Raw genomic sequence first — 26,468 nt, 5'->3', positions numbered from 1 at the left:
CTGCAGAACCTGACGATGCAATAACAAAGGGACGCTGAAAAGCGTCCCTTTGCTTTGTGCCGTGCGCGGCGACCCGCGCCGGCATTGCCGGGCGCTTACGCGCGCACGGTTTTCTCCCGCGCAGCCTTGCCTGCTACCGGCAGCCCCTGTTCATGCGTGCGGCGCATCCGCGCGAGTCCGTGCGCGACGTGCTCGCGCACCAGCGCGACGGCCTGCTCTTCGTCGCCACCCGCGAGCGCCCGCACGATCCTCTCGTGCTCGGCCGCGGACACGGCGATCGCATCCTCCTCGGCCTCGATCGCCGCCTGGCGCAGCAGGCCGAGCTGGCGCACGAGCCGGCGATAGGTATCGGTGAGGTGCGTATTGCCGACGCCAACGACCATCGCGTCGTGGAACTGCACGTTCAACTCGGTGTAGCGCGTGACGTTGCGCGTCTTCGCGGCGTCCTTCATCGACTGGACGATGCCCTTCAGCACCTTCAGCGTGTCGGGCGAGATGCGCTTTGCGAGTGCCCGCGCGACCGACTCGTCGAGCATCGCGCGCACTTCGTAGATCTCCTCGGCCTCGCGCAACGGCACGATGCGCACGGTCACGCCGCGGTTCTTCTCGTTGTGCAGCAGGCCGGCCTGCTCGAGCGCGCGGAATGCTTCGCGCACGGGGCCGCGCGACACGTTCAGCTTGGTCGCGATCTCGACTTCGTTGAGCTTCTCGCCAGGAGCGTATTCGCCGGAGACGATCGCGCGCTCGAGCATGTCCTGAACGATCATCGCGAGCGACTGGCTTTGCAGGAGTTCGATGGCGCTGAGCGCGTTCGGGGCTGTCATGGTCGGGCAGGCAGCAAGGCTGCGGTAGAGAACGAGGGCGCCATGTCGGCGAATGGTCCTTCTATACCCTCGGCCCGGCACATTGTCAACAGTTTTCAGTTTCCAAAAGCCAATTCCGCCTGCCGGAATGCACCCTGAACACAGCCGGCGCGCGGCGGGCCACCCTCGCCCGCCTCACGCGACGCGCGCCGGACGTCAGGCCGTCACGTGCTTCACCGGCCCCGGATCGCTGTGGCTCGGCCGGCCTGTCTCGACGTGGCCCGCGAAGCGGCGCACGACCTTGTCGTCGCCCCCGCGCAGCGTCGTCGCGGTGATCGTCAGATCGTACCAGCCGTGGCTCGACGACAGCTCGAAGTGATCCTCGACGCGCTCGCCCGGCTCCAGCGTGTAGGTCCGCGCATGCTTGTGGCTGTAGGCGTTGTCGACCGTCACGCGGCACGTCGCGCGCCCGCTGTTGCGCAGTTGCAGGTACACGTGGCGGTTGCGCACGTCGTAGCCGATCCGCGCTTCGGGGTTCGCGTGGCGGCCGTCCGCCGCGAGCCGCGTGTTGCCCTGGAACTCGCACAGATAGCCGTTCGGGCCGTATGCCGCGAGATGGTAGTCGCCGCGCGCGGCCGATGTGTTCCACGTGTCGACGAAGCGGTCGTACGCGGACACCGCATAGCGGCGCGGCGGGGTCGTCGGGTTGCGGCGGTCGTACACGTAGAACGCGGCGCCTGCGTCACCGGTGTTCGCAAAGTCGAGCGACACGGTGTCGTCATGCCCGCTCACGCGGCTGTGCACGAACAGCTCGTACGGCAGCGCGCGTGCCGGACGCGTGCCGGGCTCCTGCGCCGGCATCGACTGCTGCGCGGGCACCTGGTACGCCTGGCCGGCCGTCGCGATATGCTGCGGCACCGTGAAGCTCACCGTGCGCGTGTCGGGGCGTGCGGAGAAGTCGAACGCCGACGTGAGGTCGCCGCAGATCGAGCGGCGCCATGCGCTGATGTTCGGCTCCTTCACGCCGAAACGCGCTTCGAGGAAACGCAGCACCGACGTATGGTCGAACGTCTCCGAGCACACCCAGCCGCCCTTCGTCCACGGCGAGATGATGATCAGCGGCACGCGCGGCCCGAGGCCGATCGGCTGGATGCCGCCCGGGTCCGCGCCCGGCACGAGCGGGCTCATTTCGCCCGGGTACTTGTTCAGGTCGAGCAGTTCATCACCGAGGTTCGACAGCAGGTTCGACGACACGATGCCCTGGCCGCCCACGCCGCTCGCAACCGGCGGCACCGGCGGCACGACGTGGTCGAACAGCCCGTCGTTCTCGTCGTAGTTGAGGATGAACACCGTCTTCGCCCACACTTCGGGGTTCGACGTCAGCGCCTCGAGCACCATGTTGATGTAGAACGCGCCGTCGGTCGGCGATGCCTGCGGGTGCTCGCTGTACTTGTACGGCGCGACGATCCACGACACCTGCGGCAGCCGGTTCGCCTGCACGTCGGCCTTCAGCTCGGCGAGCGTATGGTCCGATGCGCCCTTGTCGACCAGCGGGCCGCTCGCGCCTTCCTTCACCTGGAAGCGCTTGAAGAACATCAGCGAGTTGTCGGTGTAGTTGTCGGTCGGGTCGCCCGGGATGCCGGTGCCGCCCTGGTACACCTTCCAGCTGATCTTCGCGTTCTCGAGGCGCTCGGCGTAGGTCGTCCACGTGTAGCCGTTCACGTCGTCGCGCTCGCCGATGCCCGGGCCGTTCGGCGGGTTACCGTAGATGTTGCGCGAGTCGACCGTGCCGGTCCACAGGTAGATGCGGTTCGGCGCGGTGTCGGCGTGCGCGGAGCAGAAGTACGAATCGCAGATCGTGAATGCATCGGCCAACGCGTAGTGGTACGTAAGATCCTGGCGCTTCAGGTAGCCCATCGTCAGCACGTCCTGCTTCTGGTTCACCCACTGGTCCCACTGACCGTTGTTCCAGGACAGGTGGCCGCTGCTCCAGCCGTGGTTGGTGCCCGGCTGGAATTCGGTCGTCTGTTTCGGATCGAGGTAGAACGGCAGCACGTACGGCGCCGACGGATCGAGGCCGCGCGCATGGTAGTTCTTCGTGAACACCGACGCCGGCGGCTGCTGCCACACCGGTGCGCCGCTCGGCAGCAGGTGCGGGCGCGGGTCGTTGAAGCCGCGCACGCCGCGCAGCCCGCCGAAGTAATGGTCGAACGAACGGTTTTCCTGCATGAAGATCACGACGTGTTCGACGTCGCGGATCGTGCCCGTGCGATAGGCGGCCGGCATCGCCAGCGCATTGCGGATCGCGGGCGGGAAGCCCGCGTAGGCGGCCATCGCGCCGGCCGACTGCGCGGCGAGGCGCAGGAAATCGCGTCGATTGTTCGAGGACATGAAGGGAACCCTGTTGTCGGTGGGAGTGGGGCGCCGGTCGAGCGGGGCCGGCGCCGGTGCGTTGCCGGTATTACCCCGCACCGGCGTGTCCCGGACGTGACCGGTTACCGCAGGTTTCTTTGGGTGACCCACAAGATTTTTTCGAAGCGGCGCACGACACGCCTTTCATCCGGCCGACATACGCATGCGCTACGCTGACGCGCGATACCGAGGGGAGAAGCCGAGTCGTGTTCGATCAGCTGAAGGCGTTCCACGCGACCGTCCGGCAGGGCAGCATCACGCGCGCCGCGCGCCACCTGGGCGTGAGCCAGCCGACGATTGCCGCGCAGATCCGGCAGGTCGAGCAGGTGTACGGCGTCGAGCTGTTCTACCGCAGCGGGCGCAAGCTCGAGGTCACCGAGACGGGCATCGAGCTGCTGCCGCTCGTCGAGCAGATGATCGCGCTCGAGGCGCAGGCCGACATCATGCTGCGCAACGTCGGCGGCCTGTTCGAAGGCCATTTGCGGATCGGCGCGACGGGGCCGTACTACATCATGGACGCGGTCGGCCGCTTCTCGAACGCGCATCCGTCGATCGCGCTCACGTGCCGGATCGGCAACTCCGAGGAAATCCTGCAGGCGCTGCAGGAATTCCGCATCGACCTCGCCGTCTCGTCGCAGCGCAACGATGCCGACGGCCTCGAACGCCAGGTGATCTCGACCGACCCGCTCGTGCTCGTCGTTCATCGCACGCATTCGCTCGCGCGTTTCGACGCGATCGATCCGGCGCAGCTTGCCGACGTGCGGCTGCTGATACGCGAAGCAGGATCCGTCACGCGCCGCTGCACGGAGACGATCCTCGAAACGGCAGGTGTCGCGGCCGTCTCGGTTGCCGAGATCGGCAGCCGCGAAGCAATTCGCGAGGCGATCCTGCATGGCGTGGGCGGCAGCCTGTTTCCGCTCGGCGAGGCCGAACGTCATCCGGATTTGCGCGTGATCGCGCTGCGCGGCGTCGACACGACGATCGACGAATACGTGTACTACCTGAAGGCGCGCCGCCAGAGCCCGGCGATCGACGCATTTCTCGCGTGCATCCTGCCGGCCGGCAGCCACGCGGCCGGGACGGATGAAGCAGGACGCGCGGCGCGGCGGGCGAACGCGCGCTGAACTGCCGCGCGTTCGCCGGTTCCGCACTTTAGTGGCGCTTTTCCCGCGCCTTCCCTCGTTTTTCCTCGTGCCTTCCTTCTGTCGTTGCGCTCACATCATTTCGGCAATGCCGGAATCATCCATGTCAGCACGTGCTGCTGCAGGAACACCAGCACACCGAGCAGCAGCGTGAGGATCACGCTGTGCCAGAACGTGCGCGCGAACACGACCCCTTCCCGCCCTTTCAGATCCGTCGTCGACACGCCCGTCGCGATGTTCTGCGGCGAGATCATCTTGCCCATCACGCCGCCCGACGAGTTGGTCGCGGCCATCAGCACCGGATCGAAGCCGAGCTGCCTGGCGGCGACCACCTGCAGGTTGCCGAACAGCGCGTTGCCCGACGTGTCGCTGCCGGACAGGAACACGGCGATCCAGCCGAGCGACGCGGACACCAGCGGGAACAACGCACCCGTCGACGCGACGCCGGTGCCGAGCGTGTAGCTGATCCCCGAGTAGTTCAGCAGGTACGCGAGCCCGACGATCATCATCACCGTGACGATCGCGATCCACGTCTGCCGCCAGGTCTTGACCACGCATTCGAGGAACGCGCTAACGCCGGTGCGCGTCAACGCGGCCGTGATGATCGCCGAGACCAGGATCGCGGTGCCCGTGCCGAGCGGCTGGAAATCCCAGATCGCCGCATAGGGCTTGTGATACAGCGACACGAACACAGCGTTGTGCAGGCCCGGCCACTTGATCTTCACGTCGCCGATCGCCGCGATGTTCGCGTGCACCCACACGATCACGACCACCGACACGACGAGCCACGGCAGCCAGCCGCCGAAGCCCGCACGCGCCGCGCCGGCCGTTGCCGGCACGCTGCGCGCGAGCGCGTATTGCGGATCGGGCTGCGGCTTCCACACCTGCAGGAAGCCGATCGTGACGATCAGCGACGTGAGCGACGACAGCACGTCGGTGAGCTGGTAGCCGAGGAAGTTCGACGTGACGAACTGCGCGATCGCGAAGCTGCCGCCCGACACGAGCAGCGCGGGCCACAGCTTCGCGATCGAGCGCAGCCCGCCATACGCGCCGACCACGTAGAACGGCAGCAGCAGCGCGAAGAACGGCAGCTGGCGGCCGACCATCTGCGCGAGGGTCGCGGGCGGCAGCGACGTCACCGCGCCGAGCACGGTAATCGGCACGCCGAGCGCGCCGAACGCGACCGGCGCCGTGTTGAACAGCAGCGTATAGGTGAGCGCTTCGAGCGCGGGGAAGCCGAGCGCGATCAGCAGCGCGCTCGTGATCGCGACCGGCGTGCCGAATCCCGAGATCCCTTCGAGCAGGCAGCCGAACGAGAACGCGACGACAAGCAGCACGAGGCGGCGATCGTCGGGCAGGTTGTCGAGCATCCATTGGCGGAACTGGTCGAAGCGGCCCGACTTCACCGCGATGTTGTACAGCAGCAGCGCGTTGAAGACGATCCACATCACCGGCACGACCGCGAGCGCCATGCCCGCGCCGACCGCGTTGAACGCGAGCCCGGCCGGCATGCCCCACGCGCCGATCGCGACCGCGAGGCCGGCGACGAGCCCGGCGAGCGAGGCCTGCCATGCGGGGCGGCGCAACACGCCGAGTGCGATCAGCGCGACCGCGATCGGGATCGCGGCGACGAGGAAGGACAGCAGCAGCGAGTGGGCGACTGGCGTCAACGGCTGTGCGAAGACGATGCCGGGCGGTAGGGCGTCGGTGGGATTCATCGTGTCTCCAGAGTCGACCCGAGCTGGCATCGGGATGCCCCGGGTTCGGTACAAGGCGATGTCCTGCGGTCGCGACCGCGATCGGGCGCTTGCGCACGCAACGACGTCGCACGCCCAACCGATCGGTTGCTTAAAAGAGGTTAGGAGGCGCACGACGCTTGTACAAGGGGGACAAGCCCGATGCGTGCCGACCCGATATGGACCAGCCGCCGCACGCTGACCGGCAGCGGGCGGCCTGCTGTCGCGTTCGACAGAAAGCCCGCCACGAGCGGCGCGCCGGCGCAGCGCGGCGGCGCCACCCGCGCAATGTTGCACATGCGGCAAAGGTGCCTGACGGCCGGCGGGATGTTTCGTTTGGCATCCGAAGCCTAGACTGGCCGCCTCGGTTCCGCCCGCGCCGGTCACGGCACGGCACCGGAACCTCACGGAGTAAACACGATGAAGACGATGAAACAGGCGACATACGCATGCGTGCTGATCGGCGCGGCCTTCGCCGCTCACGCGCAGGCCGCGTCGACGCTGACGCGCGCCGAGGTCCGCCAGGAACTCGTGGAGCTGCAGGCCGCCGGCTACCGGACGAGCCTCGCCAGCAGTCCCGACTTTCCGGGCAACATGCAGGCGATCATGCACCGTGCCGCACAGGCACGCGGCGGCGACGCCGGCTACGGCAGCGAGGGCGGGGCAAACGTGGAATCGGGCAAGCCGGCGCTGCCGCATGCAATCGATCGCGGCACATACGCACACCATTGACGGCTGATCGAACCAGATCGAGCGCACGACGGTGCGCGCCCGACCGGCGGCGGAGATACGCATCGCGCACCGCGCCGGCATCACACGCTGAAGCGGTTCAGCGTATAGGCGCGATAGGCCGCGACGAACGCGTCGAACGATCCGGCCTCCTTCGCTTCGAGCTCGGCCTGCTCGGCCAGCGATTTCGCAGCAAGGGCCTGCTCGGCGCGCAACGTATCCGCCGACGGCGGACTCGCGCGGAAATGCGCGGCATGCGCTTCGCTCTGCGCCAGCGCGAACCCGAGGAACGACTGACCGCGTTCGCGCATCGTGCGCAGCACGCGCGCGGACGGCGTGCGCTCCGGATCGGCGAGCTTCTCGCGTTGCGCGGCGATCGCGCGCACGTGCTCGTCGCCGCCGCGAATCTCGTCGAGCCGGCGGCCGACGATTTCGATATCGGCCATCAGCGCGTCCGCCCACGCCTGCAGCGTGACCGGCTGGCCGTCGCGTTGCAGGGTGAGCCCCGGCTTGCGCCCTTCCATCGTCACGCTGCCGAAGTTCGCGTTCGCTTCCTGGTACGCGGGACAGTCGAGCGCCGGGCTCTCGTCGAGCGCGCACGCGAGCAGGAAGGCGTCGATGAAGCGCGCGGTTTCCAGTGCGATGCCGGTCGGCTCGAACGGATCGATGTCGAGACAGCGCACCTCGATGTACTGCACGCCGCGCGACGCGAGCGCATGCAGCGGCCGCTCGCCCGAATACGTGACGCGCTTCGGCCGGATCGTCGAGTAGAACTCGTTCTCGATCTGCAGCACGTTCGTGTTGATCTGGATCCACTCGCCGTCGCGATGCGTGCCGATTGCCTCATAAGCCGGATACGGCTCGCTCACGGCCTTCGACAGCGCGTCGAGATAGCCGGGCAGCGTGTTGTAGTCGACGTGCAGCGCGGCCTGCGCGGTCGTGTTCGAGTAGCCGAGATCGCTCATCCGCAGGCTCGTCGCATGCGGCAGGTACAGCGTATCGGCGTCGAACGTGTCGAGCTTGTGCGGCTTGCCGCGCAGGAACTTCGTATCGAGCGCGGGCGACGCGCCGAACAGGTACATCAGCAGCCAGCTGCGGCGGCGGAAGTTGCGGATCTGCGCAAGGTAGCGCTCCGACTGGAAATCGACGAGCGTGGCCGTCGAGCCTTCTTCCGCATGCAGGCGCCGCCACACTTCCTCGTGCAGCGAGTAGTTGTAGTGGATGCCGGCGATGCACTGCATCGTGCGGCCGTAGCGATACGCGAGGCCGCGCCGGTACACCGTCTTCAGGCGGCCGATGTTCGACGTGCCGTAGTTCGCGATCGGAATCTGGTCGTCGGCCGGCAGCAGGCCCGGCATCGAGTCGTTCCACAGCATCTCGTCGCCGAGCGATGCATACACGTAGCGATGCAGATCGTCGAGACGTTCGAGCGTGATCGCAGCGTCGCTTTCCGCCGGCGTGATCAGCTCGATCAGCGCTTCGGAATAGTCGGTCGTCAGCGACGGATGCGTGAGCGCCGAACCGAGCGCGCGCGGATGCGGCGTGAACGCGATCATCCCGTCGCGCGTCACGCGCAGGCTTTCCTTTTCGATGCCGCGCAGGCCGTCGGGCAGATGCTGCCGCGTCGGGCCCGAGCTCAGCGCTTCGAGGCGATTCAGCAGCAGTTCGGACTGGCGGTGAGTCATGGTGTTCGACATGGAGACGCAAGTGCGTGACGGCCGCGCGCAGAACGCCGCGCGCGGCCGGCTGGATTGTTGGTCGCTTCGTTGGTAGCGGGCACTTTAACATCTCGCCGAAACACGCGCTTGAGGTGGCTCCGGGCACGGTGCGCAGGCCGGAGCGGGCCGCCGGGCGGGCCGGTCGCGGCGGTCGCCGCCTCTGCGACCGGTTCCAGGCGGCGGCAACGGGCGCGCCGGTTACGCGAATTCGTCCGACGGAACCTGACACGCGAACGGGTGGCGGCAGGTGCAACCCTGCCGCCGAACCGACTGCGGAAAGCGGGACAAGTGTGCGTCGCGCATCCGGCGGGCGACGGATTGACGGAATGGCCGTGATGGCCGCCCTGCGGCAGGCAACCGATGAGCGTCAGCACGATCGGCGCAACGGGTTGCATCGCGACCTCGTCAGGTCGCGCGCGGCCGCGGGCCGCCACCCTCACCCGCCGCGCGCGCCGCCCGCCCGGTCGGCCACTTCGTTCCACAAATGCAGCGCCGCGTATGCACGCCACGGCCGCCAGCCTTCGGTGCGGTGCTTCTGGGTCGCGAGCCGGTCGAGCGCCGGATCGCGCGCGACGATCGACTGCATCAGCACGAGATCGGACGCCGGCCACGCGTCCGGATCGCGCCATGCGCGCATCGCGATGTATTCGACAGTCCATGGGCCGATGCCGGGCAGATCGAGCCACGCACTGCGCAGCGTCGCGAGATCGGCGTGCTCGCGATCAACCGGCACGTCGCCGGCCGCCACCGCGCGTGCCACTCCCGTCAGCGCCGCCACCCGCTTGCCGGGCATCCCGATCTTGTCGAGATCGCACGCGGCCAGCGCATCGGCCGTCGGGAAACGCCATGCGGGCGCGCCGTCGTCCTCATCAACCACACGCTCTCCGGCCCGCTCGACGAGCCGGCCGACGATCGTCGTCGCAGCCTTCACGCTCACCTGCTGGCCGACGATCGCGCGCACGGCCAGCTCGAACCCCGACCAGGCGCCCGGCACGCGCAGCCCCGGCGCGGCCTCGACGAGCGGTGCGAACCACGGATCGCGCGCCAGCCCGCTGCCGATTGCGGCCGGATCCGCGCCGAGGTCGAACATCGTCGCGACGCGCGTGGCGAATGCGTCATCGACATGACGCACGACCGCGCCTTCGACCGTCGCGACCAGGCAATGCTTGCGCGGATGTTTCGCGACCGTGAGCCGGCCGGCGTCGCCGTGCAGGTCGACGATGCGGCGATACACGCCGTCCGCCACCTGCTCGACGCCCGGAATCGCGCGTCCGCTGAAGAAGCGCAGTACGCGCGCCCAGTCGTAAGGCGCATTGAAGCGCAGTTCCATTTGCGCGGACGGCGGCACATGGCCGCCGTTCACGATGGATGTGATCGTTGTTTTTGCGATGCTCAAACTGCGCGGCCCTCCGCAACGGATTCGGTTTGATCGTCGTGCACGTGACGCGCTTCAGACGCCAGCAGCGTCGCCTTGCGGCGCACCCCCCAACGATACCCGGAAAGCGCGCCGCCCTTTTGCACGACACGGTGACACGGGATCGCGAGCGCGACCGGGTTCGACGCGCACGCGGATGCGACGGCACGCACCGCGCGCGGCGAACCCAGCGCCTCGGCGATCTCCGAGTAGCTGCGCGTTTCGCCGTACGGAATATGCGTCAGCGCCTCCCACACGCGCTGCTGGAATGCGGTCGGCGCGATGTCCAGCGGCAGGTCGAACGCGTGCCGTGTGCCGTCCAGGTACGCGCGAATCTGCGCGACGAACGGCGCGAGTCGTCCCGACGCTTCGGCCAGCTCGGCGCGCGCGAACGCGTCCTTCAGCTCGCCGACGAGCGCGGCCGGTTCGTCACCGAACGCGATCCGGCAGATGCCCTGCCCGGTTGCCGCGACGAGCACCGTGCCGAGCGACGTCGACGCGGTCGCATAGTCGATCCGCAGACCGGCACCCTGGCGGCGGAACGCCGACGGCGCCATCCCGAGCTCGCGCGGCACCGACGCATAGAGCCGCGACGGCGAGTTGAAGCCCGCGTCGACGGCCGCCTGCGTGACCGGCTGCCCGCTTTGCAGCGCCTGCCGCAGCGCGGCGCCGCGCTGCGCGGCCTGGTACTGCCGCGGCGACACGCCGACCACGCGCTTGAAGAGCCGCTGAAGATGAAACGGGCTGACGTGCACGGCATCGCTCAGTTGCTGCAGCGTGAGCCGCTCGGCATGCGCATCGAGCACCGCACACGCGCGATTGACGATCTCGAGTTCGCGCGGCAGCCCCTCCGGCTGGCAACGCTTGCAGGGCCGGAAGCCGGCCGCACGCGCGGCGGCCGGATCGGCGAAGAAGGACACATTTTCGCGACGCGGCAGCCGCGACGCGCAGGTCGGGCGGCAGAACACGCCGGTCGTGCTCACGGCGTAGAAGAACGCGCCGTCCGCATGCGGATCGCGCTCGGTGACGGCGCCCCAGCGGGCATCATCGGTCGGATAGGCGTTTTTCATCTGAACCTCGCACTCTCTACTGTAGATGGTGCCTACTCTAGACATCGGCATGTGCCGTCGCGCCCTGAATCTTGCTCTGTGATTCGCCCCGGATAATCGGGGGCGCATCGGCTAAGAATAAATTCGGCAACCCGCGCACGCCGGCTGTTCCAGCGCGGTTTTCGTCATCGTCCTGTCACCATTTTGCTGCGCTGCGGATGCGACAAATCGCCGTCCTGACGTTTTTTTGCATTCGGAATATTGCGTCGCACCATCGCCGTGTGTATAGTTGGAACTGTCTCCTCCATGTCTCCTCCTGATATGGATTAAGCCCGTTCCGCTCTGCGTGAACGGGCTTTTTTTCGTCCGTCGATTGTGCCGCGTTCCAGCCGGCGGCGCAGGCGCGATGCGTCTACACTCGATGCTCGTGGACCGCGAAGGAGTGCCTGCCCATGAAACCGATCATCCGCGCGATCGATCACGTGGTACTGCGCGTGACGGACATGGCCGCGATGACGCGCTTTTACTGCGACGCCATCGGCTGCCATGTGGAGAAGGAACAGCCCGATCTGGGCCTCGTGCAGCTGCGCGCCGGCGACGCGCTGATCGACCTGCTGTCGGTCGGCGGCCCGATCGACCGTCCCGACAGCGGCCCGCCCGGCACCGGACGCAATCTCGATCACCTGTGCCTGCGCGTCGAGCCGTTCGATCCCGACGCTTTGACCGCCCATTTCGCCGCACATGGCGCACGGCCGGGCGCGCCCGCGGAGCGCTACGGCGCCGGCGGCTACGGGCCGTCGATCTACCTGTTCGACCCGGAAGGCAACATGCTCGAATTCAAGGGGCCGCCGGCCGCGATCGGCTGAACGCAGCCGTCACGCATCCGCGCGCGCCTTCAGCACCGTCCATTCGACCGCCACCGGATCGTGGTCGGCGCTCGAAATCCACGCGGCGCCGTCCTGCACCGTGCATTGCAGGCGCATCGTGCGCTCCGCGAGTTTCCCGAGCGCGGCCGCGACACCGTCGTTCAGCGACAGCACCTGCACGTTGCGCAGCCGTTCGACCTTGCTGCGCACCCCCTGCCACCAGATATCCGACGTCTTGCCGCCGTATGCGATCACCGTGACCTGCCCGGCGCGGCCGGCCGCCTTCGAGATACGCCGCTCGTCGGGCTGGCCGGCTTCGATCCAGACGTCGATCGCACCGGTCAGGTCCTTCTGCCACAGATCGGGTTCGTCGACGTCCGACAATCCCTTGCAGAATTCGAGCCGCTCGTGTGCGAACAGGGCGAACGCGACGATGCGCACCATCATCCGGTCGTCGGTTTCCGACGGATGGCGCGCCACCGTCAGCGCGTGATCGGCGTAGTAATGCCGATCCATGTCGGCGATTTGCAGTTCGGCTTTGTAGATCGTGGATTTCAGCGCCATGCGGATACGGCCCGGGCGGGCATTCGGTTCGGTCGGGCCGTGATGATACCGAATGCGCGCCGTCCGGCGCGCGTCATGCGCCACCCACAGCGCAACGGCCCGGCATGTGCCGGGCCGTGTTCGATTCCCGCCGCCGGCTTATCGGGCCGGCGCGCTCGCGCGTCGTGCGACAGCGCGGTGAATGGACGGTTACTGCTTGACGAAGCGCGAATCGGTCCAGAGACCCTGCTGGTCGCTGTTGTCGGCACTGACGAACTGCACGTCGCCCTGGTCGACCGACACCACGCGGAAGCGCTGGCCTTCCGGCACCGACAGGCAACGATAGTCGTCGAAGTATTGCTGCTTCGCCTGCGACTTGCCGTCACGCTCGTGACTCAGTACGGAGTCCAGATTGTCTTTCGACAGGCAGCCCCATGCGTTCTTCGTCAACTGGATTTCCTGCTTCGGCTTGACGGCCGAATCGCCGCCGGCTTGGGCAATCGACACCGCGCAACATGCGCCGACGAGGGCAAAGAGGATACCGGTACGCTTCATCATGTTCTGTCTCCAGGCTTGCAGGCACCAGGCTTGGGTTAGCTATGTGTTTAAAGGTGATCGTGAACCCGCGTTTTTCACTTTAGAAGACCGGCAAGCGATATCAAGCACATTTGTTGTGCGACCGCAATAGCGGCGGATTGTCGCACCCCATGCGCAGCCCGTTTTTCGCGCCATGCGCAGGCACGACGACGCGCACCGCCCTGCGAACAGGCCCGCGCCGCCAGGCGGAAAGCGTTACGCAGCAAGACTTCCATCAAAAGTTACAAGGCGGCGATTGAACGGTTTGGATAATCCATTTCGCTATCCGGATCATTTTGATGCGCCGCACATAAAGTCATCCGAAACGATTCGACTTTACCGCAACGCGGAATCGCATTTACCTGATACAAGAAAAATGCCAGGTATAAGCAAATCCGTATTTATCCGTACTTCTCCGCATGTATTCAGCGCCCGCGGAGCCCCCGCCGCGAGCGCCTTTCGCCAGCGTGTTTACCCTGCTTTATTCAGGGTGGATTGCTGACGCTCGAAATAATCGCGCTGAAAAATGCACATGCGATAAGCGTTGTGATACGCGCCGTTTCCGAAAAATTCTTCCTTCAATTCGGCCTCGTGCTGGAATCCGCATTTTTCGTATACATGAATCGCAGCCGCATTCGACGTATCGACGATCAGGTACAGCTTGCGCATGTTCAGCACCTTGAACGCGTACTCGATCGCGAGGCGCGTCGCCTGCCCCGCATAGCCGCGCCCTTGGCATTGCGGCGCGATGATGATCTGGAACTCGCCGCGGCGATGGATGTAGTCGAGCTCGATCAGCTCGACGAGGCCGACCAGTTCGCCTTGCGCATCGACCGCGACGAAACGGCGCTCGCGCTGGTCGTGCACGTGGCGGTCGTACAGTTGTGACAGTTCCGAGAAGGTTTCGTACGGCTCCTCGAACCAGTAGCGCATGATCTTTGCGTCGTTGTTCAGTTCGTGGACGAAGCGCAGGTCCTGGCGCTCCAGCGGCCGCAGGGCGAGCGTGTTGGTATCGTTCTGGAGTTGCATGGTCATGTCCTTTTTGATGCCGGCGCACGTGCGGCAAGGCCGCATCCGGGCCTGTCCTGCACTGTAAGAAATTGAACGCGGGCGAAGTTCAGAGCCTAGAATGGGAGCAAGGGTTCCTGCCACCGCAAGGAGGCTATCGTGTTCGAGCAAGTCATACTCGGAATTTTCCTCGTGCTGCCGCTCGTCATCGTGGCGGCGCTGTTTTCCGACGAACTTTGGCAGGAACATCGGCGCCAGCATCCGCGCGACGAAAACGCACCGCACATCGACTGGAAGCATCCGTGGCGCCGCGTGCGACGCGAGCATTGAGTCGATCGCCGTTCATCCGCGGGGCGCGTCGACCCGGCCACCCCGGCATGCGAACGCGTCACGCGCCCCACGACGCGCCCCGTCAAGCACCCGAATTCCGCCTCGATCCGAATACCGCTCAAGCCACCCAACCCGCTCACTCCGCGAGACGCCGCCGTGAACGACCAGCCCGCCCAGCCTCCGCACGACATTCCCAACGAAACGATCGACCTGCAGATCGCCGACGTGCTGGCGGCCGTCCGCTACCCGGCCAACAAGGACGCGATCGTCGATGCCGCGCGCGACGCCGGCGCCAGCAACGAGGTGCTGTCGATGCTCGACGGCCTTCCCGAACAGGACTACGCGGACATCAACGCCGTCACGCAATGGGTCGCCGGCAACTTCGGTCCGGGCCTCGGGATTTGAGCGCGCCCCCATAACGCGATAGCATCAGGCCGCACCGGTCGCGTAGCGGCCGGCTGGCTGTCGTCCGGCGCAAGACCGGGCGTTTGCGCCTACGTGCCCGGGGAACTCCATGGAAGGCATCCTGATCCAGCACACGACACGCCGTCAGCTCTGGTTCGGCGCACTGACGGCGCTCGTCATCGTGCTCGCACTCGGGATCGCCGCGCCGCGCGCGAACGTTGCGCTGCCGGCCGTCGAGCCGTTCATGCCGATGTGCGCGCTCACGGTGTTTACCACCGCGAGCATCGCGGCGTTCTTTCTTGGCGCGCAGTTCACCGTGACGCGCCGGCCGGTGCTAGGCGCGCTCGGCGGCGCCTACGCGTTCACCGCGCTCGCCGTTGCATTGCAGCTGCTCACCTTTCCCGGTGTGTTCGCGCCACACGGGCTGTTCGGTGCGCAACCGCAAAGCGCCGCGTGGATGTGGATCTTCTGGCATGCCGGCTTCCCGGGTTTCGTGATGGTCGCGCTGCTCGCGCGCGAGCGGCTGGCGCGCGCACCGATCGGCGCGCAGCAGACACGCTGGTGGACGCTCGCGCTGATCGGCGGGCCGGCTGTCGTCGCCGGACTGCTCTGTCTGTTCGCGCTGAACGTGTCGCTGCCGCCCGCGTTTCATCCGCCGGGCGACGCGGCCGTGCTGCCCGTCAACGCGGTCGCGCTGGTCGTGTGGCTGCTCAACGCGCTGGCGCTCGTTACCGTGCTGGCCACCGGCCGGCTGCGCACGACGCTCGACCTGTGGCTCGCGATCGCGGTGCTCGCGTGCCTCACCGACACGACGCTGAACCTGATGAGCACCCATCGCTTCACGGTCGGCTGGTATCTCGCGCGCGTGTTCAGCATGTTCACGCCGGGCGTGCTCGTGTGCGTGCTCGCGTGGGAAGTGACGATGCTGTACCAGCGGCTGTTCGAAGCGCACGCGACGCTGATCCGTTCGTCCGCGCGCGACGGCCTGACGGGCGCGTTCAACCGCAGCCACTTCAACGATCATTTCCACACGCTGTTCCTGCAGGCGCGGCGCCAAGGCGAACCGCTGTCGCTGCTGATGGTCGACGTCGACCACTTCAAGGCGTACAACGACGCGTTCGGTCACGTGAAGGGCGATGCATGCCTGATCGCGGTCGCGAATGCGCTGGCTGGCGCGGTGCGGCGGCCGGCGGACATCGTCGCGCGTTATGGCGGCGAGGAGTTCGCGATCGTGCTGCCGAACACGGGCGCGCGCGGCGCGCGGGTGGTCGCCGAGGAAGCGCGCGAAGCGGTGCTGCGGCTCGATCTCGCGATGCCGGCGTCACCTGCCGGGCGCGTGAGCGTGAGCGTCGGCTGCGCGACCGTGTCGGCCGACGATCTGTCGACACCGGATGCGTTGATCGAAGCCGCCGATGCCGCGCTGTATCGTGCGAAGGATGCGGGGCGAAACAGGGTCGTCACCGCCTGAAAACGTCTGCTGTTTGGCTATTTGTTACGGTCATTGTGACCGGAATAATCCGCCGTTACGGATTGCGGAACAGGGAAACGATCACTTACAGCCGGTGTTGCGGGCGCTCGCTATGCTGGGTTTCATATTGAACCCGAGCAGGTGAACGCGATGAAGAAAACCCTTTTGCTGATTGCCAGCGTCGCCGTGCTGTTGAGCGGCTGTATCGTGGTGCCGGACGGTGGGTACTACGGTGGTGGCGGGTATTACCATCACCATCATTGGGATTGAGGCGGGTGGGGTCCGGACGAGTCGAGCCGGACCCGCTCACGCGATCAGGCCGGCGTGGTCAGCTCGGCATGCAGCAGAAATATCTGTAGCGCTGCCCGCGTTTCGTAGTGGAGACGCTCGAGGCGCGCATCCTTTTCAGCGTCTTCGATCAGATTGCGCTCGTCATCGAATTGGTAGGGCTCGCCCAGCAGTTCGGCGATGTCGATCTGGAAGTACGTGCGATCTCCGTAACGCCGTCGATGATCCAGTTCTTCGACGGGCACTTGAGCCGGGCAACATTGAGTGCGACGACGGCATCCACCATGCCTTCCACCTTGCCCTTGACGGCCTCAAGCTGCGTCTCGATGACCTCCATCAGGTGCCACGCTCCTTGTCCGCTTTGGCTAGCATTCCGGTATTGGAATAGGCCAGAAGGATGCCGCCCGATTCGTTCCACGTGGCTTCCAGATCGGTTGAAACCAGCCCCTCTTCCCGAAGATAGTTCCACCCGGCATTGACATCGTTGAGATCAACGTATGCACCCTACGATGCGCAGCACTCGAAAACCGCAAATGCACGACGTAGTTCAAGTTCAGTGGTGACAGATAGACGACACATTGACTGCGTCGGTCTCCCTGTACTGAGTGCGAGAGCAGCGCCTTCCTTTTTCGTGTATGCATCACGCCAAGGGGCACCATCTCGAAGGCATACAAGAAGTTCGGCAGCTTTCATCAACCCCGAACCCACGGCGAGTTACTCCTTCAACGGTGAGTTTCCCCCGCCACCGCTCTTCATCTCCATAGCTGGCCATCGTGCATCTTCAACTCCATGGGCGCACTTACAGAGGCAGTCGGCACATGTAAGAATTCGATCAGATGACACAAAATCAATCAAGTCCTACAAACAATCGATTCTAGATAAAAATTCGAATTCATCCGATTGATTGGCATTCCTTAAATGAATTAACGTCTTCAAATAGATCATTCCATTTATTGAGACGGGGAAGCGGATGAACAACGAACTCGAAGCACCGACGCATCTTTTCGCCACCATTGGCGCGCTCACGGAACGCGGCGGACGCGTCACGGCCGCAACCAGCGGGCTGACCCTGGCCGGGCTGGAAGTGGCACGCGTGGGAGATGTAGTGACCTACGACGACGGCAGCGAGGCCACGATTATTGATGGTGCGGGAAGATGCCACAGCGCCGGCAAACCCTTCGCATTGGTCGGCAGCCGCTTGAGCAATGGCGACAGCATTACCGAGACGCTGCGCACCTCATGGGGCATTCACGTGCCTGAGGGACAAAGCATCGCCGGGTTGTTCGATCCGGCTTATGTGCCACCGCCCGCACCGCTCGCCTACAGGCTGGCGGTACGCGGTGCGACGACGGCGCGCGGTGGCGTGTTACGCGAGCCGTCCAGCACATGGGAAGTCGCAGAGCACTTGGGCAAGGCCGGCGCTGAGGGGGACTTGATCCACTATCCGGACGGTTCAACGGCACGCATCGTGAGTGGCCTGGGTTTAGCCGACCGTCCTGAATTCGCACCGCTCGCCTATGTCGGCAGCGAACTAGATAACGGCGACACGATCACCGACAGTCCCGAGCGACAGGGTGTGGCGTCGTCCGTTGTATTCATCGTCGTTACATGCGCGCTCAAGTCCCACTGAGGCGGCGCCATGATCCGCTACTTTCTTGCCAAAGGCGATCGTGCCAAGGATGCAGTGATTATCGAAGGGCTCGACGCCGTGACTTGTTCGAACCCGCCGCCGAGCGTCAATATCGCCACGCTCGACATGAAAACCTACTGTACGACCTGCAAGCGCGAAGGATACATCGCACCGGTGGGGCCTCGCTGGCCGGGTACAGGCCCGAACGGAAAGCAATGGGCATTGAGTGGGGATATCAATGTCTGCGGCTGCAATCCGCCGCCGATCTTCTACGCCGAGCGCGGCATGCGAATGACCTTCACCGCCGCCCAGGTTGCGACGCTGAACGGACGCAGTCCCGGCGCCGCCCACTTGGCGCCCACGCCGTCGGATGCCGCACACGACGAGCAATTCGTCTTGTGCGACACAAGCACCGGACAGCCGCTGGCTCGCATTCGATACCGCGTGCGTACCACGTCCGGGCAAGTCATCGAAGGAACCACGGATTCCGCTGGGCGTACGCAACACGTCACGACTGCCGACGCAGAAAGCCTTCGCCTTTATCTCTATCGCGATCATGTTTGAGCGGCTCGTTGTTCAAGGCAGCCGCACGACGACAGCGGGATGTGTCATTGACGGTTCGGCATACCTGTTTGACGAGTTGGGGCGATGGTTTGCTGTAGATCACGACCGCGCGAGCTGCGGAGTGTGTGAGGGCGTTTTCCCGATCTCGGGCTCGGTCGACTCGTGGCTCGACAACGGCACAGCGATGGTCAAGGACATGGATCTCGTACCGTGCCCGTGCGGGTCCAATTATGTTCTGGCCGATCCCTCAACAACCGTCTTTCATTCGAGCGAGAGCGACGCACTCGGCGCAGCACATGCGATTACACATGAGGCTGCCGGGCACGTGTCACTCGCCGAGCACGACGAGCAATTCACGTTGCTCGATGGCGCGCGCCGCCCGCTCGCAAATGTCCGCTATCGAATCGTCACCGACACCGGGCAGATCTTCACCGGTATCACAGACACGGCCGGACAAACGGCTCGAATCGTCACCGACGCAGCAGCATCCTTGAAAATCTATACCAAGGGACATTGACGCAATGAACGACTTTTCCGACAAAAACAAATACGACTTCCATGTTGACGAAAACGAAGAATGGTTTCTTGTTCATTCTGGCGCCGCCACCAACACCAACCCGGGATCGCAGGTCTATGTATCTATTGACACAACACCGATTTGCCCCAATATGACGGACAATGAATTTAGAACAATGGCAAGGCGTATTTTGAACTGGGCAGAAAAAGCTGTCGATAGGAGAATCAAAGATCTTGAGACAAACAATAAAGATACAAAAGAACGCATGCAATTTTGGTTTGGAAAAGGTGATGATAAAACTCGTCGATACCTGCTCTCTGGATTCGAACGAGTCTCGACAACCATAAAATCACTTGCCCCAGCAAGTTTGGTACGCTCCGACCCAAATACAGACCGAATACTGGGGTGCACTCCCAACCTAAAGGATTTAGATCGTGAAGCAGCACACGTATGCGCCCCAAACACAACCAGAAAATTAATTAGCATTGGAATGAAATTCTGCAGCGGCTTACGAGACGAAGATGAGCATCACGATTCAAGAATATCGACTATCATTCATGAAATAACGCACTTTAATGACACGTTCGCGAGCGAGGATCATATGTACTCCATTTCAACACCCTTGGCCCTATGGGGGCAACACAATCCCGAACTAGCCTTGACGAATGCGGACAGCCTTGCAGGCTATGTGCTATACGACGAACCGCGATACGGATATTCCAAATAATGGATAAAAAAATGACAAACCGATTTTTTTCATTAATCACAGCGATTCTCATTGGAGCGCTTTCACCCACCCCAAGCTCCGCAAAATGTGCTGGATCAATCAATATGCCAAGCCAACAAGTATCGATAACCTTCAAGAGGAATGAAATATCGCCAAACACGGAACAAAATGAGAAACTAAAAGAGTGGTCAAAGAAGGTGCTCAGCAACTATTCAACCCATCAATGGCTCTCGGTTAGCGCACAAGCACAGCCCGATGAAGATAACCCCGATGATTTGGCGACTTCACGAGCCGTTTCGCTCACAAAATTAGCGTTAGATGACGGTCTGGTACGTGCGCCCATAGAATTGAAGACGCGCGTTGGATCATTCGGGAATCCGGCCAGTTACGGAGATGAGGCTCGAACCGGCACGCTACAGCTCACCCCTGGATGCCCAAACAACTGCTGCGATGGCAAGTAGTGCGGCCCTGCTCACATTCCAACAACATTAACAAGTTTATAAAAATAAGATTTGACGCTCACATGTCAAGGATTCAATTTTTCGCCGCCAAGCTCACATGCATGCTTTTCATTCAACATGCAAACGCTTGCACCGTATCAGAAAATATACTTGAGAGCGTCCCTCTAAATTATGCCAGCATCCCAAATGAATATCGACTAAAAATGGTGGACATGGTATTGGCTGCTCGGCAGTGGCCTAATGTTGAAATACAGGCCCAAATTATTGCCAGCGCATATGTCGGCGAAGACAATGCCTCGAAATTGGCAAAATCCAGGGGTGAACAGCTGAAAGACTTCCTAATAAAACTCGGCATCAACCCCCAACACATATATGTCGATACGCGCGTAAATCGAACCGCATACCCGGTTGACAGTACCGGTCATGCAGGGCACTTGCAACTCGGCGTGAGTCTTCTGCCATTTTGTAAAAATGGGTGCGATAACTTATGCGACGATCTTCGAGTTACGCCAACTACAAAGTCTATCAAATGACCAATGCCAAAGTTCATTCCCAGCCTAACGGGCGGCATGTGGAAATTTCCTTCCCGCCCGATTGCCCTAACAAGTGCTGTCCGGGCCAGTAGCGCTGACCGAAGTCACTGCCTTGGCGAGGCTTTGTCAATCGATCCGCAAAGCACCCACGAGAAACTTAACGGAGCGAGGCCCAAGCAGGACATCTATGTTCGTAGTGTTGGCTACAATTGTCCAAGATGACATCTGCTAGCCAAACCTCGGCATCTCTCGCCGTCCAATCACTTCCCAATACAAAACCTGCTGAAAATCACCCCCAGCAGATCATCCGAAGTAAACTCCCCGGTAATCGCATTGAGCTGCTCCTGCGCGAGCCGCAGTTCCTCGGCAAACAGATCGAGTGACTGCGCGCGCTGCTCCGCATGATCCGCTGCCTGGGCCAAATGCTCCTGCGCGGCCCGCAACGCGATCAAATGCCGCTCGCGCGCGAGATACACGCCTTCCGCCCCCGCCTGCCACCCCGCGATCCGCAGCAGTTCCGCACGCAGCATGTCGATCCCGTCGCCGCGCTTTGCCGACAGATGCACCTCGGTCAGATCACCTTCCGCCGCCGGATGCTCGACGCACGCCGCCACACCGGTCAGATCCGTCTTGTTCAGCACTCGCACCACCGGCACGCCGTCCGGAAACCGCGCCGCGATCGTCTCGTCGTCCGCCGTCATCCCGTTGCGCGAATCGAGCAAATGCAGCACGACATCCGCGCGCTCGATCTCGCTCCACGTCCGCGCGATACCGATCCGCTCGACCTCGTCCTCCGTCTCGCGCAACCCGGCCGTATCGATGATGTGCAGCGGAATCCCTTCGACCTGGATCGTCTGAGCGACCTTGTCGCGCGTCGTGCCCGCGATCGGCGTAACGATCGCCAGTTCAGCACCGGCCAGCGCATTCAGCAGCGACGACTTGCCGACGTTCGGCTGCCCCGCGAGCACGACCGACAGCCCTTCGCGCAGCAACGCCCCCTGGCGCGCGTCGCCCAGCACGTGCGCGAGCTGCGCGCGAATCTTCGCGAGCTTGCCGCGCGCGTCGGCCGCTTCGAGGAAATCGATCTCTTCTTCCGGAAAATCGAGCGTCGCCTCGACCAGCATCCGCAGCGTGATCACGTCGTCGACGAGCGCATGGATCTGCCGCGAGAAAGCGCCGTCGAGCGAACGCCCGGCCGAACGCGCGGCGGCTTCGGTGCTCGCCTCGATCAGGTCGGCAACGGCCTCGGCCTGCGCGAGATCGAGCTTGTCGTTCAGGAACGCGCGTCGCGTGAATTCACCGGGCTCCGCGAGCCGCAGCCCGAAACCGCGCCCCGCATCGAGGCAGCGCTGCAGCAGCAACTGCATCACGATCGGCCCGCCGTGCCCCTGCAGCTCGAGCACGTGCTCGCCGGTGTACGAATGCGGCGCCGGGAAGTACAGCGCGATCCCGCGGTCGAGCGGCGCGCCGTGCTCGTCGAGGAACGGCACGTAGCTCGCGTGGCGCGGTGCGAGCTTCTGCCCGCACAACGCGTCGATCAGCGGCAACGCGGCCGCCTCGCCGCCGCGCCCGAACGACACGCGCACGACCCCGATGCCCCCCCGGCCGGCAGCAGTGGCAATGGCGACGATCGGATCGGAATCGGTAGCGAGCATGGGAATCGGATGAATGGGATGAATCGGGTGATCGGTGAATATGGTGCGCCCGCGCAACAGTTCGGGCATCGGAACGCCGGCATTGTAGCGTGCCGGCTCACACGTCACCGGCCGCGGCGCACGATTAGGACACGCTCGAATTTATCCCGCTGGGGATAAGCCGAGTATCATTCCGGCGCAATGTTATAGCCACCGTTTCGGACGAGTATGCCTCCTGGAGCGGCCCAATGCTATGGCCCTCAATTCCGCCACGCACCTCGGCCAAGACCGGGATTCGTCCGAATGGGATATGTTTATCCCGAATGGTTGTCTGAAATGCGGCGGTGGAATTGCACAATCTCCCCCATGCCGACATCCGAAGAAAAAGCCGCGTTCTCGGAACGCCTGAAATTCGCCCTGCGGCGCAGCCCGGAGAAGATCGCGGGTGCGACGGAACTGGCGAACCGATTCAATCTGCGCCATCGCGGAGCGCAGCCCGTTTCGCCGCAAACCGCGCATAAATGGCTGACGGGCCGCACGATCCCGACGTCGGACAAACTCGCCACGCTCGCCGAATGGCTGCGCGTCGACGTCCACTGGCTGCACTACGGCCCGTCGCCGAGCGTGATCGAACACCCGACGCCGCAACCGCTGCCGCGTGACGAGCGCTATCCGCTGACGCCCGAGACGATCGAACTCGCGTCGAAGATCGAAGCGTTGGCGCCGCATCGTCGCTACCTCGTGCAGGAACTGGTCGAGCAGTTCTACGGCGACTCGGGCGAATCGAAGAAGGGCTGAGCCCGCACCACCGGATCCGGAGAAAGCAAAAAGCCGCATGGGCGAACCATGCGGCTTTTTTTCGTGCCGCGCGGGGCGAACGCGCCGCCCCGCGTGTGCAACGGGCGTCAGGCCGGTTTCTTCTTGGCCCCGCCGAACTTGCGCGTGATGTAGTACTGCTGCGTGATCGACAGCACGTTGTTCACGACGTAGTACAGCACGAGACCGGCCGGGAAGAAGAAGAACATCACCGAGAACGCGATCGGCATGAACTTCATCATCTTCGCCTGGACCGGGTCCGGCGGGGTCGGGTTCAGGCTCGTCTGCACGTACATCGACACAGCCATCAGCACCGGCAGGATGAAGAACGGATCGCGCTGCGACAGGTCGTGAATCCACAGCACCCACGGCGCGCCGCGCATTTCGACCGATGCGAGCAGCACCCAGTACAGCGAGATGAACACCGGGATCTGGATCACGACCGGCAGGCAGCCGCCGAACGGATTGACCTTCTCGGTCTTGTACAGCTCCATCAGCGCGGCGTTCATCTTCTGCGGATCGCTCTTGAAGCGTTCGCGCAGCGCCTGCATGCGCGGCGTGATTTCCTTCATGCGCGCCATCGACTTGTAGCTCGCAGCCGACAGCGGGAAGAACACGGCCTTGATCAGGATCGTCAGCAGCACGATCGACCAGCCCCAGTTGCCGATGTAGCTGTGGATCTTCTCGAGCAGCCAGAACAGCGGCTTCGCGATGATCGTCACCCAGCCGTAGTCCTTCACGAGCTCCAGGCCCGGCGCGATGCCTTCGAGCATGCGCTCTTCTTCCGGACCGGCGAACAGGCGTGCCTGCACGTCGGCCGACTGGCCCGGCGCGATCGCGGCGACCGGCTGCTTCACGCCGACGCGGTACAGCGTCGGATCGATCTTCTCGGCGTAGATGTCGCGCTTCACGCCCTGCTGCGGAATCCAGGCCGACGCGAAGTAGTGCTGCACCATCGCGACCCAGCCGTTGTCGGCGGAGGTCACGTAGTCGGCCTTGTTCTTGTCGAGGTCGCTGAACGTGATCTTCTGGAAGTGCTTGTCCGACGTATAGACCGCCGGCCCGAGGAACGTGTGCGAGAACATCGGCGTTTCGACGGCCGTGTTGTCGCGCACCAGTTCCATATAGACCGTCGGCGTGACAGGCGCCGTGCCGACGTTGTCGATCTTGGTGTCGACGCCGATCACATAGCTGCCGCGCGTGAACGTGTAGGTCTTCACGACCTTCACGCCGCCCTTCACCGGCGATTCGAACGACAGCTTCAGCGAATTCTGGTCACCCGTCAGCGACGTCGAGCCGGGGTTCAGCTGTGTGTAGACGTCGTTGTGGTTCGGGAAATCGCCGCCGAGCAGGCCCGAGCGTGCGAGATACGTGTGGCCGGCCGTGTGGTCGAACAGCGTGATGTACAGGTCGGGCTGCTTGCCGTCGCCCTGCTTCTTCAGCGTCAGCTTCGCGAGCGTGCCGCCGCGCGTGTCGATTTCGCCGTCATACACGTCGGTCGAGAACTTCACGAGCTGCGCCTGGGCGGCCGGTGCCGTCGTCGACGGTGCGGCGCCGGCTGCGGCGGCAGGCACTTCACCTGCGGTCGTCGTCGTCGCGCCCGTGCCCGATGCGCCGCCGGCAGCGGCCGCGGGGGCCGTCTGCGTGGCGCTCGGGAAGAACATCGACGGGCGTCCATGGGACCGCTGCCAGTTGTCGTACAGCATGACAGCTGACATGAAGAAGATCACCCATAGGACGGTGCGTTTGATATCCATGCGTTGTCTCAGAGTCGATGGGACCGCGCGTCGGCTTCGCCGCGAGCGCGAGTGTCGGAGTTGGGCGGCGGGACGAGGTCGATGCCGCCCGCGGAAAACGGATGGCATCGGCACACGCGCCTGACGGCGAGATACGTGCCGCGCGCGGCGCCATGATACTGGATTGCCTCGCGCGCGTAATCCGAACAGGAAGGATAAAAACGGCAACGGTTGCCGAGCATCGGGCTCACGGCAACCTTGTAGAAGCGCAGCAACGCGATCAAGACCGTTTTCATACCTTGGGCGGCGCCGTACGACGCCGCGTCAAAACCGGCCGGGCAGGCGCGAACGCCGCACCGGGCACGGATGCGTCACTCGGACGCGGGCTTCGACGCGCGGCGGGCGATTTCCCGGACTGCCCTGTCGAGCAGCTCGCGGATCTCGGCCGCGCACATCGCCGCGAGCGGGGCGGAAGCCGCGCTCGGCAGCGCTTTCTTGTCGAAGCGCGTGTGCTGCCGCAGCAGCAGGTCGTAACCGGCGAATTCGGCCCGGCGCAGGCGAAACGCATCGCGCGCCAGCCGCTTCACGAGATTACGGGTTACTGCTCGCGGCGCATACTTCTTGCCGACGACGAGCCCCAGACGTGCAGGCTGACCGGTCGGCTTGCCGTAAATCACGAAGTGCGCGGAGCGCCGCCAGGGACGCAAACGAAAAACGGATGAAAATTCATCCGTTTTCAGAAGTCGCGCAGCTTTCGGGAAGGCGGCTTTCGTCTGCGACGGATTCGCACCCGGCTCGACGGCACCTTCCGCACCACTGCGGACGGCGGACACAGCGCGCAACCTGCCTTAGATGGCGAGGCGCTTGCGGCCCTTCGCGCGGCGAGCGTTGATGACCTTGCGGCCACCTGCCGTCTTCATGCGGACACGGAAGCCATGGGTGCGCTTGCGGCGCGTCACGGACGGTTGGTAAGTACGTTTCATGATGTTCTCACTTGTTCGAGAATGTCGAAATTCAGGGGACCGCGTGCCCTTAACCGGAGGCATTCGGGCGAACGCAATCGCCGGGAATACAGGATTGGTTTTCGCGGAACCCGCTATTTAAACCGTTTTTCTCTTGACGGTCAATACTTTACGAGTCAAGCGCCTGTGCCGGCCCGCGCCGATCCGGCCCCGCGACCCACAAGTCCAGCCTGTGGATAAGTCCCGCTGTGGCCGCGTTTGGCGGTAGAATCTCGCCTTATCTCCAAGAATCCCGCACGCCGCTTCGGCTCCCGCCTGCCTCTGCACGACTGTGACGCAGGCGTCCGAGGCACGCTCGCACGACCGCTTCGGGCCTTGTCGCGCCATCGCGACAAGGGCGC

28 protein-coding genes are annotated in these 26,468 nt (G+C 64.1%); 12 read left to right on the top strand and 16 right to left on the bottom strand.

Annotated elements, in window-relative coordinates; genetic code table 11:
- Window positions 1–95 precede the first annotated feature (95 nt).
- A complete protein-coding gene (locus HWX36_RS05440; protein WP_175951209.1) occupies window positions 96–824 on the bottom strand; it encodes a phosphonate utilization associated transcriptional regulator in 729 nt (242 codons plus the stop codon).
- Between the two features lie 195 nt (window positions 825–1,019).
- Window positions 1,020–3,194 carry a phospholipase C, phosphocholine-specific gene (locus HWX36_RS05435; protein WP_175951208.1) on the bottom strand — a complete coding sequence of 725 codons (2,175 nt, stop codon included), beginning with the start codon at window positions 3,192–3,194 and terminating at the stop codon, window positions 1,020–1,022.
- 227 nt (window positions 3,195–3,421) lie between these two features.
- Here HWX36_RS05435 and HWX36_RS05430 point away from each other — a divergent pair, with 227 nt between their 5' ends.
- The gene (locus HWX36_RS05430) at window positions 3,422–4,339 is read left to right on the top strand and encodes a LysR family transcriptional regulator (protein WP_175951207.1); all 918 of its coding nucleotides are present in this window, start codon (window positions 3,422–3,424) and stop codon (window positions 4,337–4,339) included.
- 95 nt (window positions 4,340–4,434) lie between these two features.
- Here the strand turns inward: HWX36_RS05430 and HWX36_RS05425 are convergent, their stop codons facing one another.
- Window positions 4,435–6,075, bottom strand: coding sequence for an L-lactate permease (locus HWX36_RS05425; RefSeq protein WP_175951206.1), 1,641 nt, complete (start codon window positions 6,073–6,075; stop codon window positions 4,435–4,437).
- A gap of 438 nt (window positions 6,076–6,513) precedes the next feature.
- Between HWX36_RS05425 and HWX36_RS05420 the strand changes: the two genes are divergently transcribed.
- A complete protein-coding gene (locus HWX36_RS05420; protein WP_175951205.1) occupies window positions 6,514–6,825 on the top strand; it encodes a DUF4148 domain-containing protein in 312 nt (103 codons plus the stop codon).
- 80 nt (window positions 6,826–6,905) lie between these two features.
- Here the strand turns inward: HWX36_RS05420 and gshA are convergent, their stop codons facing one another.
- From gshA to HWX36_RS37585, 4 genes are all read right to left on the bottom strand, one after another.
- A complete protein-coding gene (gene gshA, locus HWX36_RS05415) occupies window positions 6,906–8,519 on the bottom strand; it encodes a glutamate--cysteine ligase (protein ID WP_175951204.1) in 1,614 nt (537 codons plus the stop codon).
- 457 nt (window positions 8,520–8,976) lie between these two features.
- Complete coding sequence (locus HWX36_RS05410) at window positions 8,977–9,936, bottom strand: AlkA N-terminal domain-containing protein (RefSeq protein ID WP_175951203.1); 960 nt, start codon at window positions 9,934–9,936, stop codon at window positions 8,977–8,979.
- Complete coding sequence (gene ada / locus HWX36_RS05405; RefSeq protein ID WP_175951202.1) at window positions 9,933–11,024, bottom strand: bifunctional DNA-binding transcriptional regulator/O6-methylguanine-DNA methyltransferase Ada; 1,092 nt, start codon at window positions 11,022–11,024, stop codon at window positions 9,933–9,935. The genes HWX36_RS05410 and ada overlap by 4 nt, the downstream gene beginning before the upstream one ends.
- Before the next feature lie 164 nt (window positions 11,025–11,188).
- Window positions 11,189–11,311, bottom strand: a complete 123-nt coding sequence (locus HWX36_RS37585; protein WP_279613378.1) for a hypothetical protein — start codon at window positions 11,309–11,311, stop codon at window positions 11,189–11,191.
- A 144-nt stretch (window positions 11,312–11,455) separates the two neighbouring features.
- On the opposite strand from HWX36_RS37585, the gene HWX36_RS05400 reads away from it, so the two are divergent.
- Entirely contained in the window at window positions 11,456–11,869 is a 414-nt protein-coding gene (locus HWX36_RS05400) for a VOC family protein (RefSeq protein WP_175951201.1), read from the top strand.
- A 9-nt stretch (window positions 11,870–11,878) separates the two neighbouring features.
- Here HWX36_RS05400 and HWX36_RS05395 read toward each other — a convergent pair whose 3' ends face one another.
- The 3 genes from HWX36_RS05395 to speG form a co-directional block, all read right to left on the bottom strand.
- Window positions 11,879–12,433 carry a YaeQ family protein gene (locus HWX36_RS05395; RefSeq protein WP_039364653.1) on the bottom strand — a complete coding sequence of 185 codons (555 nt, stop codon included), beginning with the start codon at window positions 12,431–12,433 and terminating at the stop codon, window positions 11,879–11,881.
- A 189-nt stretch (window positions 12,434–12,622) separates the two neighbouring features.
- The gene (locus HWX36_RS05390) at window positions 12,623–12,970 is read right to left on the bottom strand and encodes a hypothetical protein (protein WP_175951200.1); all 348 of its coding nucleotides are present in this window, start codon (window positions 12,968–12,970) and stop codon (window positions 12,623–12,625) included.
- A gap of 489 nt (window positions 12,971–13,459) precedes the next feature.
- Window positions 13,460–14,017, bottom strand: coding sequence for a spermidine N1-acetyltransferase (gene speG / locus HWX36_RS05385; RefSeq protein ID WP_175951494.1), 558 nt, complete (start codon window positions 14,015–14,017; stop codon window positions 13,460–13,462).
- 465 nt (window positions 14,018–14,482) lie between these two features.
- Between speG and HWX36_RS05380 the strand changes: the two genes are divergently transcribed.
- The gene (locus HWX36_RS05380) at window positions 14,483–14,731 is read left to right on the top strand and encodes a DUF2795 domain-containing protein (RefSeq protein ID WP_175951199.1); all 249 of its coding nucleotides are present in this window, start codon (window positions 14,483–14,485) and stop codon (window positions 14,729–14,731) included.
- A 109-nt stretch (window positions 14,732–14,840) separates the two neighbouring features.
- Window positions 14,841–16,199 (top strand): sensor domain-containing diguanylate cyclase, encoded by a 1,359-nt coding sequence (locus tag HWX36_RS05375; RefSeq protein WP_175951198.1) that lies wholly within the window; start codon window positions 14,841–14,843, stop codon window positions 16,197–16,199.
- A gap of 314 nt (window positions 16,200–16,513) precedes the next feature.
- Here the strand turns inward: HWX36_RS05375 and HWX36_RS05370 are convergent, their stop codons facing one another.
- On the bottom strand, window positions 16,514–16,732 hold the full coding sequence (locus tag HWX36_RS05370) for a hypothetical protein (protein WP_175951197.1): 219 nt from the start codon (window positions 16,730–16,732) through the stop codon (window positions 16,514–16,516).
- A 725-nt stretch (window positions 16,733–17,457) separates the two neighbouring features.
- Here HWX36_RS05370 and HWX36_RS05365 point away from each other — a divergent pair.
- The 6 genes from HWX36_RS05365 to HWX36_RS05340 all read left to right on the top strand — a co-directional run bounded on the left by HWX36_RS05365 (window position 17,458) and on the right by HWX36_RS05340 (window position 20,919).
- Window positions 17,458–18,117, top strand: coding sequence for a PAAR domain-containing protein (locus HWX36_RS05365; protein ID WP_175951196.1), 660 nt, complete (start codon window positions 17,458–17,460; stop codon window positions 18,115–18,117).
- A gap of 9 nt (window positions 18,118–18,126) precedes the next feature.
- On the top strand, window positions 18,127–18,681 hold the full coding sequence (locus tag HWX36_RS05360) for a hypothetical protein (RefSeq protein ID WP_175951195.1): 555 nt from the start codon (window positions 18,127–18,129) through the stop codon (window positions 18,679–18,681).
- A complete protein-coding gene (locus HWX36_RS05355) occupies window positions 18,674–19,198 on the top strand; it encodes a PAAR domain-containing protein (protein ID WP_175951194.1) in 525 nt (174 codons plus the stop codon). Before HWX36_RS05360 ends, HWX36_RS05355 begins: the two co-directional genes overlap by 8 nt.
- A 4-nt stretch (window positions 19,199–19,202) precedes the next feature.
- Complete coding sequence (locus HWX36_RS05350; RefSeq protein ID WP_175951193.1) at window positions 19,203–19,925, top strand: M35 family metallo-endopeptidase; 723 nt, start codon at window positions 19,203–19,205, stop codon at window positions 19,923–19,925.
- Window positions 19,925–20,386 carry a hypothetical protein gene (locus HWX36_RS05345; RefSeq protein ID WP_175951192.1) on the top strand — a complete coding sequence of 154 codons (462 nt, stop codon included), beginning with the start codon at window positions 19,925–19,927 and terminating at the stop codon, window positions 20,384–20,386. Before HWX36_RS05350 ends, HWX36_RS05345 begins: the two co-directional genes overlap by 1 nt.
- A 101-nt stretch (window positions 20,387–20,487) precedes the next feature.
- On the top strand, window positions 20,488–20,919 hold the full coding sequence (locus HWX36_RS05340) for a hypothetical protein (protein WP_175951191.1): 432 nt from the start codon (window positions 20,488–20,490) through the stop codon (window positions 20,917–20,919).
- 260 nt (window positions 20,920–21,179) lie between these two features.
- On the opposite strand, the gene mnmE is transcribed toward HWX36_RS05340, so the two are convergent.
- Window positions 21,180–22,574, bottom strand: coding sequence for a tRNA uridine-5-carboxymethylaminomethyl(34) synthesis GTPase MnmE (mnmE, locus tag HWX36_RS05335; protein ID WP_175951190.1), 1,395 nt, complete (start codon window positions 22,572–22,574; stop codon window positions 21,180–21,182).
- A 345-nt stretch (window positions 22,575–22,919) separates the two neighbouring features.
- Here mnmE and HWX36_RS05330 point away from each other — a divergent pair, with 345 nt between their 5' ends.
- Complete coding sequence (locus HWX36_RS05330; protein ID WP_175951189.1) at window positions 22,920–23,351, top strand: transcriptional regulator; 432 nt, start codon at window positions 22,920–22,922, stop codon at window positions 23,349–23,351.
- Between the two features lie 107 nt (window positions 23,352–23,458).
- Here HWX36_RS05330 and yidC read toward each other — a convergent pair whose 3' ends face one another.
- From yidC to rpmH, 4 genes are all read right to left on the bottom strand, one after another.
- A complete protein-coding gene (yidC, locus tag HWX36_RS05325) occupies window positions 23,459–25,126 on the bottom strand; it encodes a membrane protein insertase YidC (RefSeq protein ID WP_175951188.1) in 1,668 nt (555 codons plus the stop codon).
- Window positions 25,127–25,134: 8 nt separating this feature from the next.
- A complete protein-coding gene (yidD, locus tag HWX36_RS05320) occupies window positions 25,135–25,401 on the bottom strand; it encodes a membrane protein insertion efficiency factor YidD (protein ID WP_006489939.1) in 267 nt (88 codons plus the stop codon).
- A gap of 75 nt (window positions 25,402–25,476) precedes the next feature.
- On the bottom strand, window positions 25,477–25,938 hold the full coding sequence (rnpA, locus tag HWX36_RS05315) for a ribonuclease P protein component (RefSeq protein WP_175951187.1): 462 nt from the start codon (window positions 25,936–25,938) through the stop codon (window positions 25,477–25,479).
- Between the two features lie 15 nt (window positions 25,939–25,953).
- Entirely contained in the window at window positions 25,954–26,088 is a 135-nt protein-coding gene (gene rpmH / locus HWX36_RS05310) for a 50S ribosomal protein L34 (RefSeq protein ID WP_004198824.1), read from the bottom strand.
- Window positions 26,089–26,468 lie beyond the last annotated feature (380 nt).

The sequence above is a fragment of the Burkholderia sp. BCC0405 genome (assembly GCF_902833075.1).
Classification (GTDB): domain Bacteria; phylum Pseudomonadota; class Gammaproteobacteria; order Burkholderiales; family Burkholderiaceae; genus Burkholderia.
This window is presented reverse-complemented; position numbering and strand designations above follow the sequence as displayed.

Bases quoted from the DNA above. Each gene is read 5' to 3' on its own strand.
- HWX36_RS05395 (WP_039364653.1), bottom strand. From the start codon at position 12,433: ATGGCGCTGAAATCCACGATCTACAAAGCCGAACTGCAAATCGCCGAC.
- HWX36_RS05360 (WP_175951195.1), top strand. From the start codon at position 18,127: ATGATCCGCTACTTTCTTGCCAAAGGCGATCGTGCCAAGGATGCAGTG.
- HWX36_RS05420 (WP_175951205.1), top strand. From the start codon at position 6,514: ATGAAGACGATGAAACAGGCGACATACGCATGCGTGCTGATCGGCGCG.
- HWX36_RS05355 (WP_175951194.1), top strand. From the start codon at position 18,674: ATGTTTGAGCGGCTCGTTGTTCAAGGCAGCCGCACGACGACAGCGGGA.
- HWX36_RS05340 (WP_175951191.1), top strand. From the start codon at position 20,488: ATGCTTTTCATTCAACATGCAAACGCTTGCACCGTATCAGAAAATATA.
- speG (WP_175951494.1), bottom strand. From the start codon at position 14,017: ATGCAACTCCAGAACGATACCAACACGCTCGCCCTGCGGCCGCTGGAG.
- HWX36_RS05375 (WP_175951198.1), top strand. From the start codon at position 14,841: ATGGAAGGCATCCTGATCCAGCACACGACACGCCGTCAGCTCTGGTTC.
- yidD (WP_006489939.1), bottom strand. From the start codon at position 25,401: ATGAAAACGGTCTTGATCGCGTTGCTGCGCTTCTACAAGGTTGCCGTG.
- HWX36_RS05400 (WP_175951201.1), top strand. From the start codon at position 11,456: ATGAAACCGATCATCCGCGCGATCGATCACGTGGTACTGCGCGTGACG.
- gshA (WP_175951204.1), bottom strand. From the start codon at position 8,519: ATGTCGAACACCATGACTCACCGCCAGTCCGAACTGCTGCTGAATCGC.
- HWX36_RS05365 (WP_175951196.1), top strand. From the start codon at position 17,458: ATGAACAACGAACTCGAAGCACCGACGCATCTTTTCGCCACCATTGGC.
- mnmE (WP_175951190.1), bottom strand. From the start codon at position 22,574: ATGCTCGCTACCGATTCCGATCCGATCGTCGCCATTGCCACTGCTGCC.
- rpmH (WP_004198824.1), bottom strand. From the start codon at position 26,088: ATGAAACGTACTTACCAACCGTCCGTGACGCGCCGCAAGCGCACCCAT.
- HWX36_RS05390 (WP_175951200.1), bottom strand. From the start codon at position 12,970: ATGATGAAGCGTACCGGTATCCTCTTTGCCCTCGTCGGCGCATGTTGC.
- HWX36_RS05330 (WP_175951189.1), top strand. From the start codon at position 22,920: ATGCCGACATCCGAAGAAAAAGCCGCGTTCTCGGAACGCCTGAAATTC.
- HWX36_RS05350 (WP_175951193.1), top strand. From the start codon at position 19,203: ATGAACGACTTTTCCGACAAAAACAAATACGACTTCCATGTTGACGAA.
- HWX36_RS05440 (WP_175951209.1), bottom strand. From the start codon at position 824: ATGACAGCCCCGAACGCGCTCAGCGCCATCGAACTCCTGCAAAGCCAG.
- HWX36_RS37585 (WP_279613378.1), bottom strand. From the start codon at position 11,311: ATGGAGGAGACAGTTCCAACTATACACACGGCGATGGTGCGACGCAAT.
- yidC (WP_175951188.1), bottom strand. From the start codon at position 25,126: ATGGATATCAAACGCACCGTCCTATGGGTGATCTTCTTCATGTCAGCT.
- HWX36_RS05435 (WP_175951208.1), bottom strand. From the start codon at position 3,194: ATGTCCTCGAACAATCGACGCGATTTCCTGCGCCTCGCCGCGCAGTCG.
- HWX36_RS05425 (WP_175951206.1), bottom strand. From the start codon at position 6,075: ATGAATCCCACCGACGCCCTACCGCCCGGCATCGTCTTCGCACAGCCG.
- HWX36_RS05345 (WP_175951192.1), top strand. From the start codon at position 19,925: ATGGATAAAAAAATGACAAACCGATTTTTTTCATTAATCACAGCGATT.
- ada (WP_175951202.1), bottom strand. From the start codon at position 11,024: ATGAAAAACGCCTATCCGACCGATGATGCCCGCTGGGGCGCCGTCACC.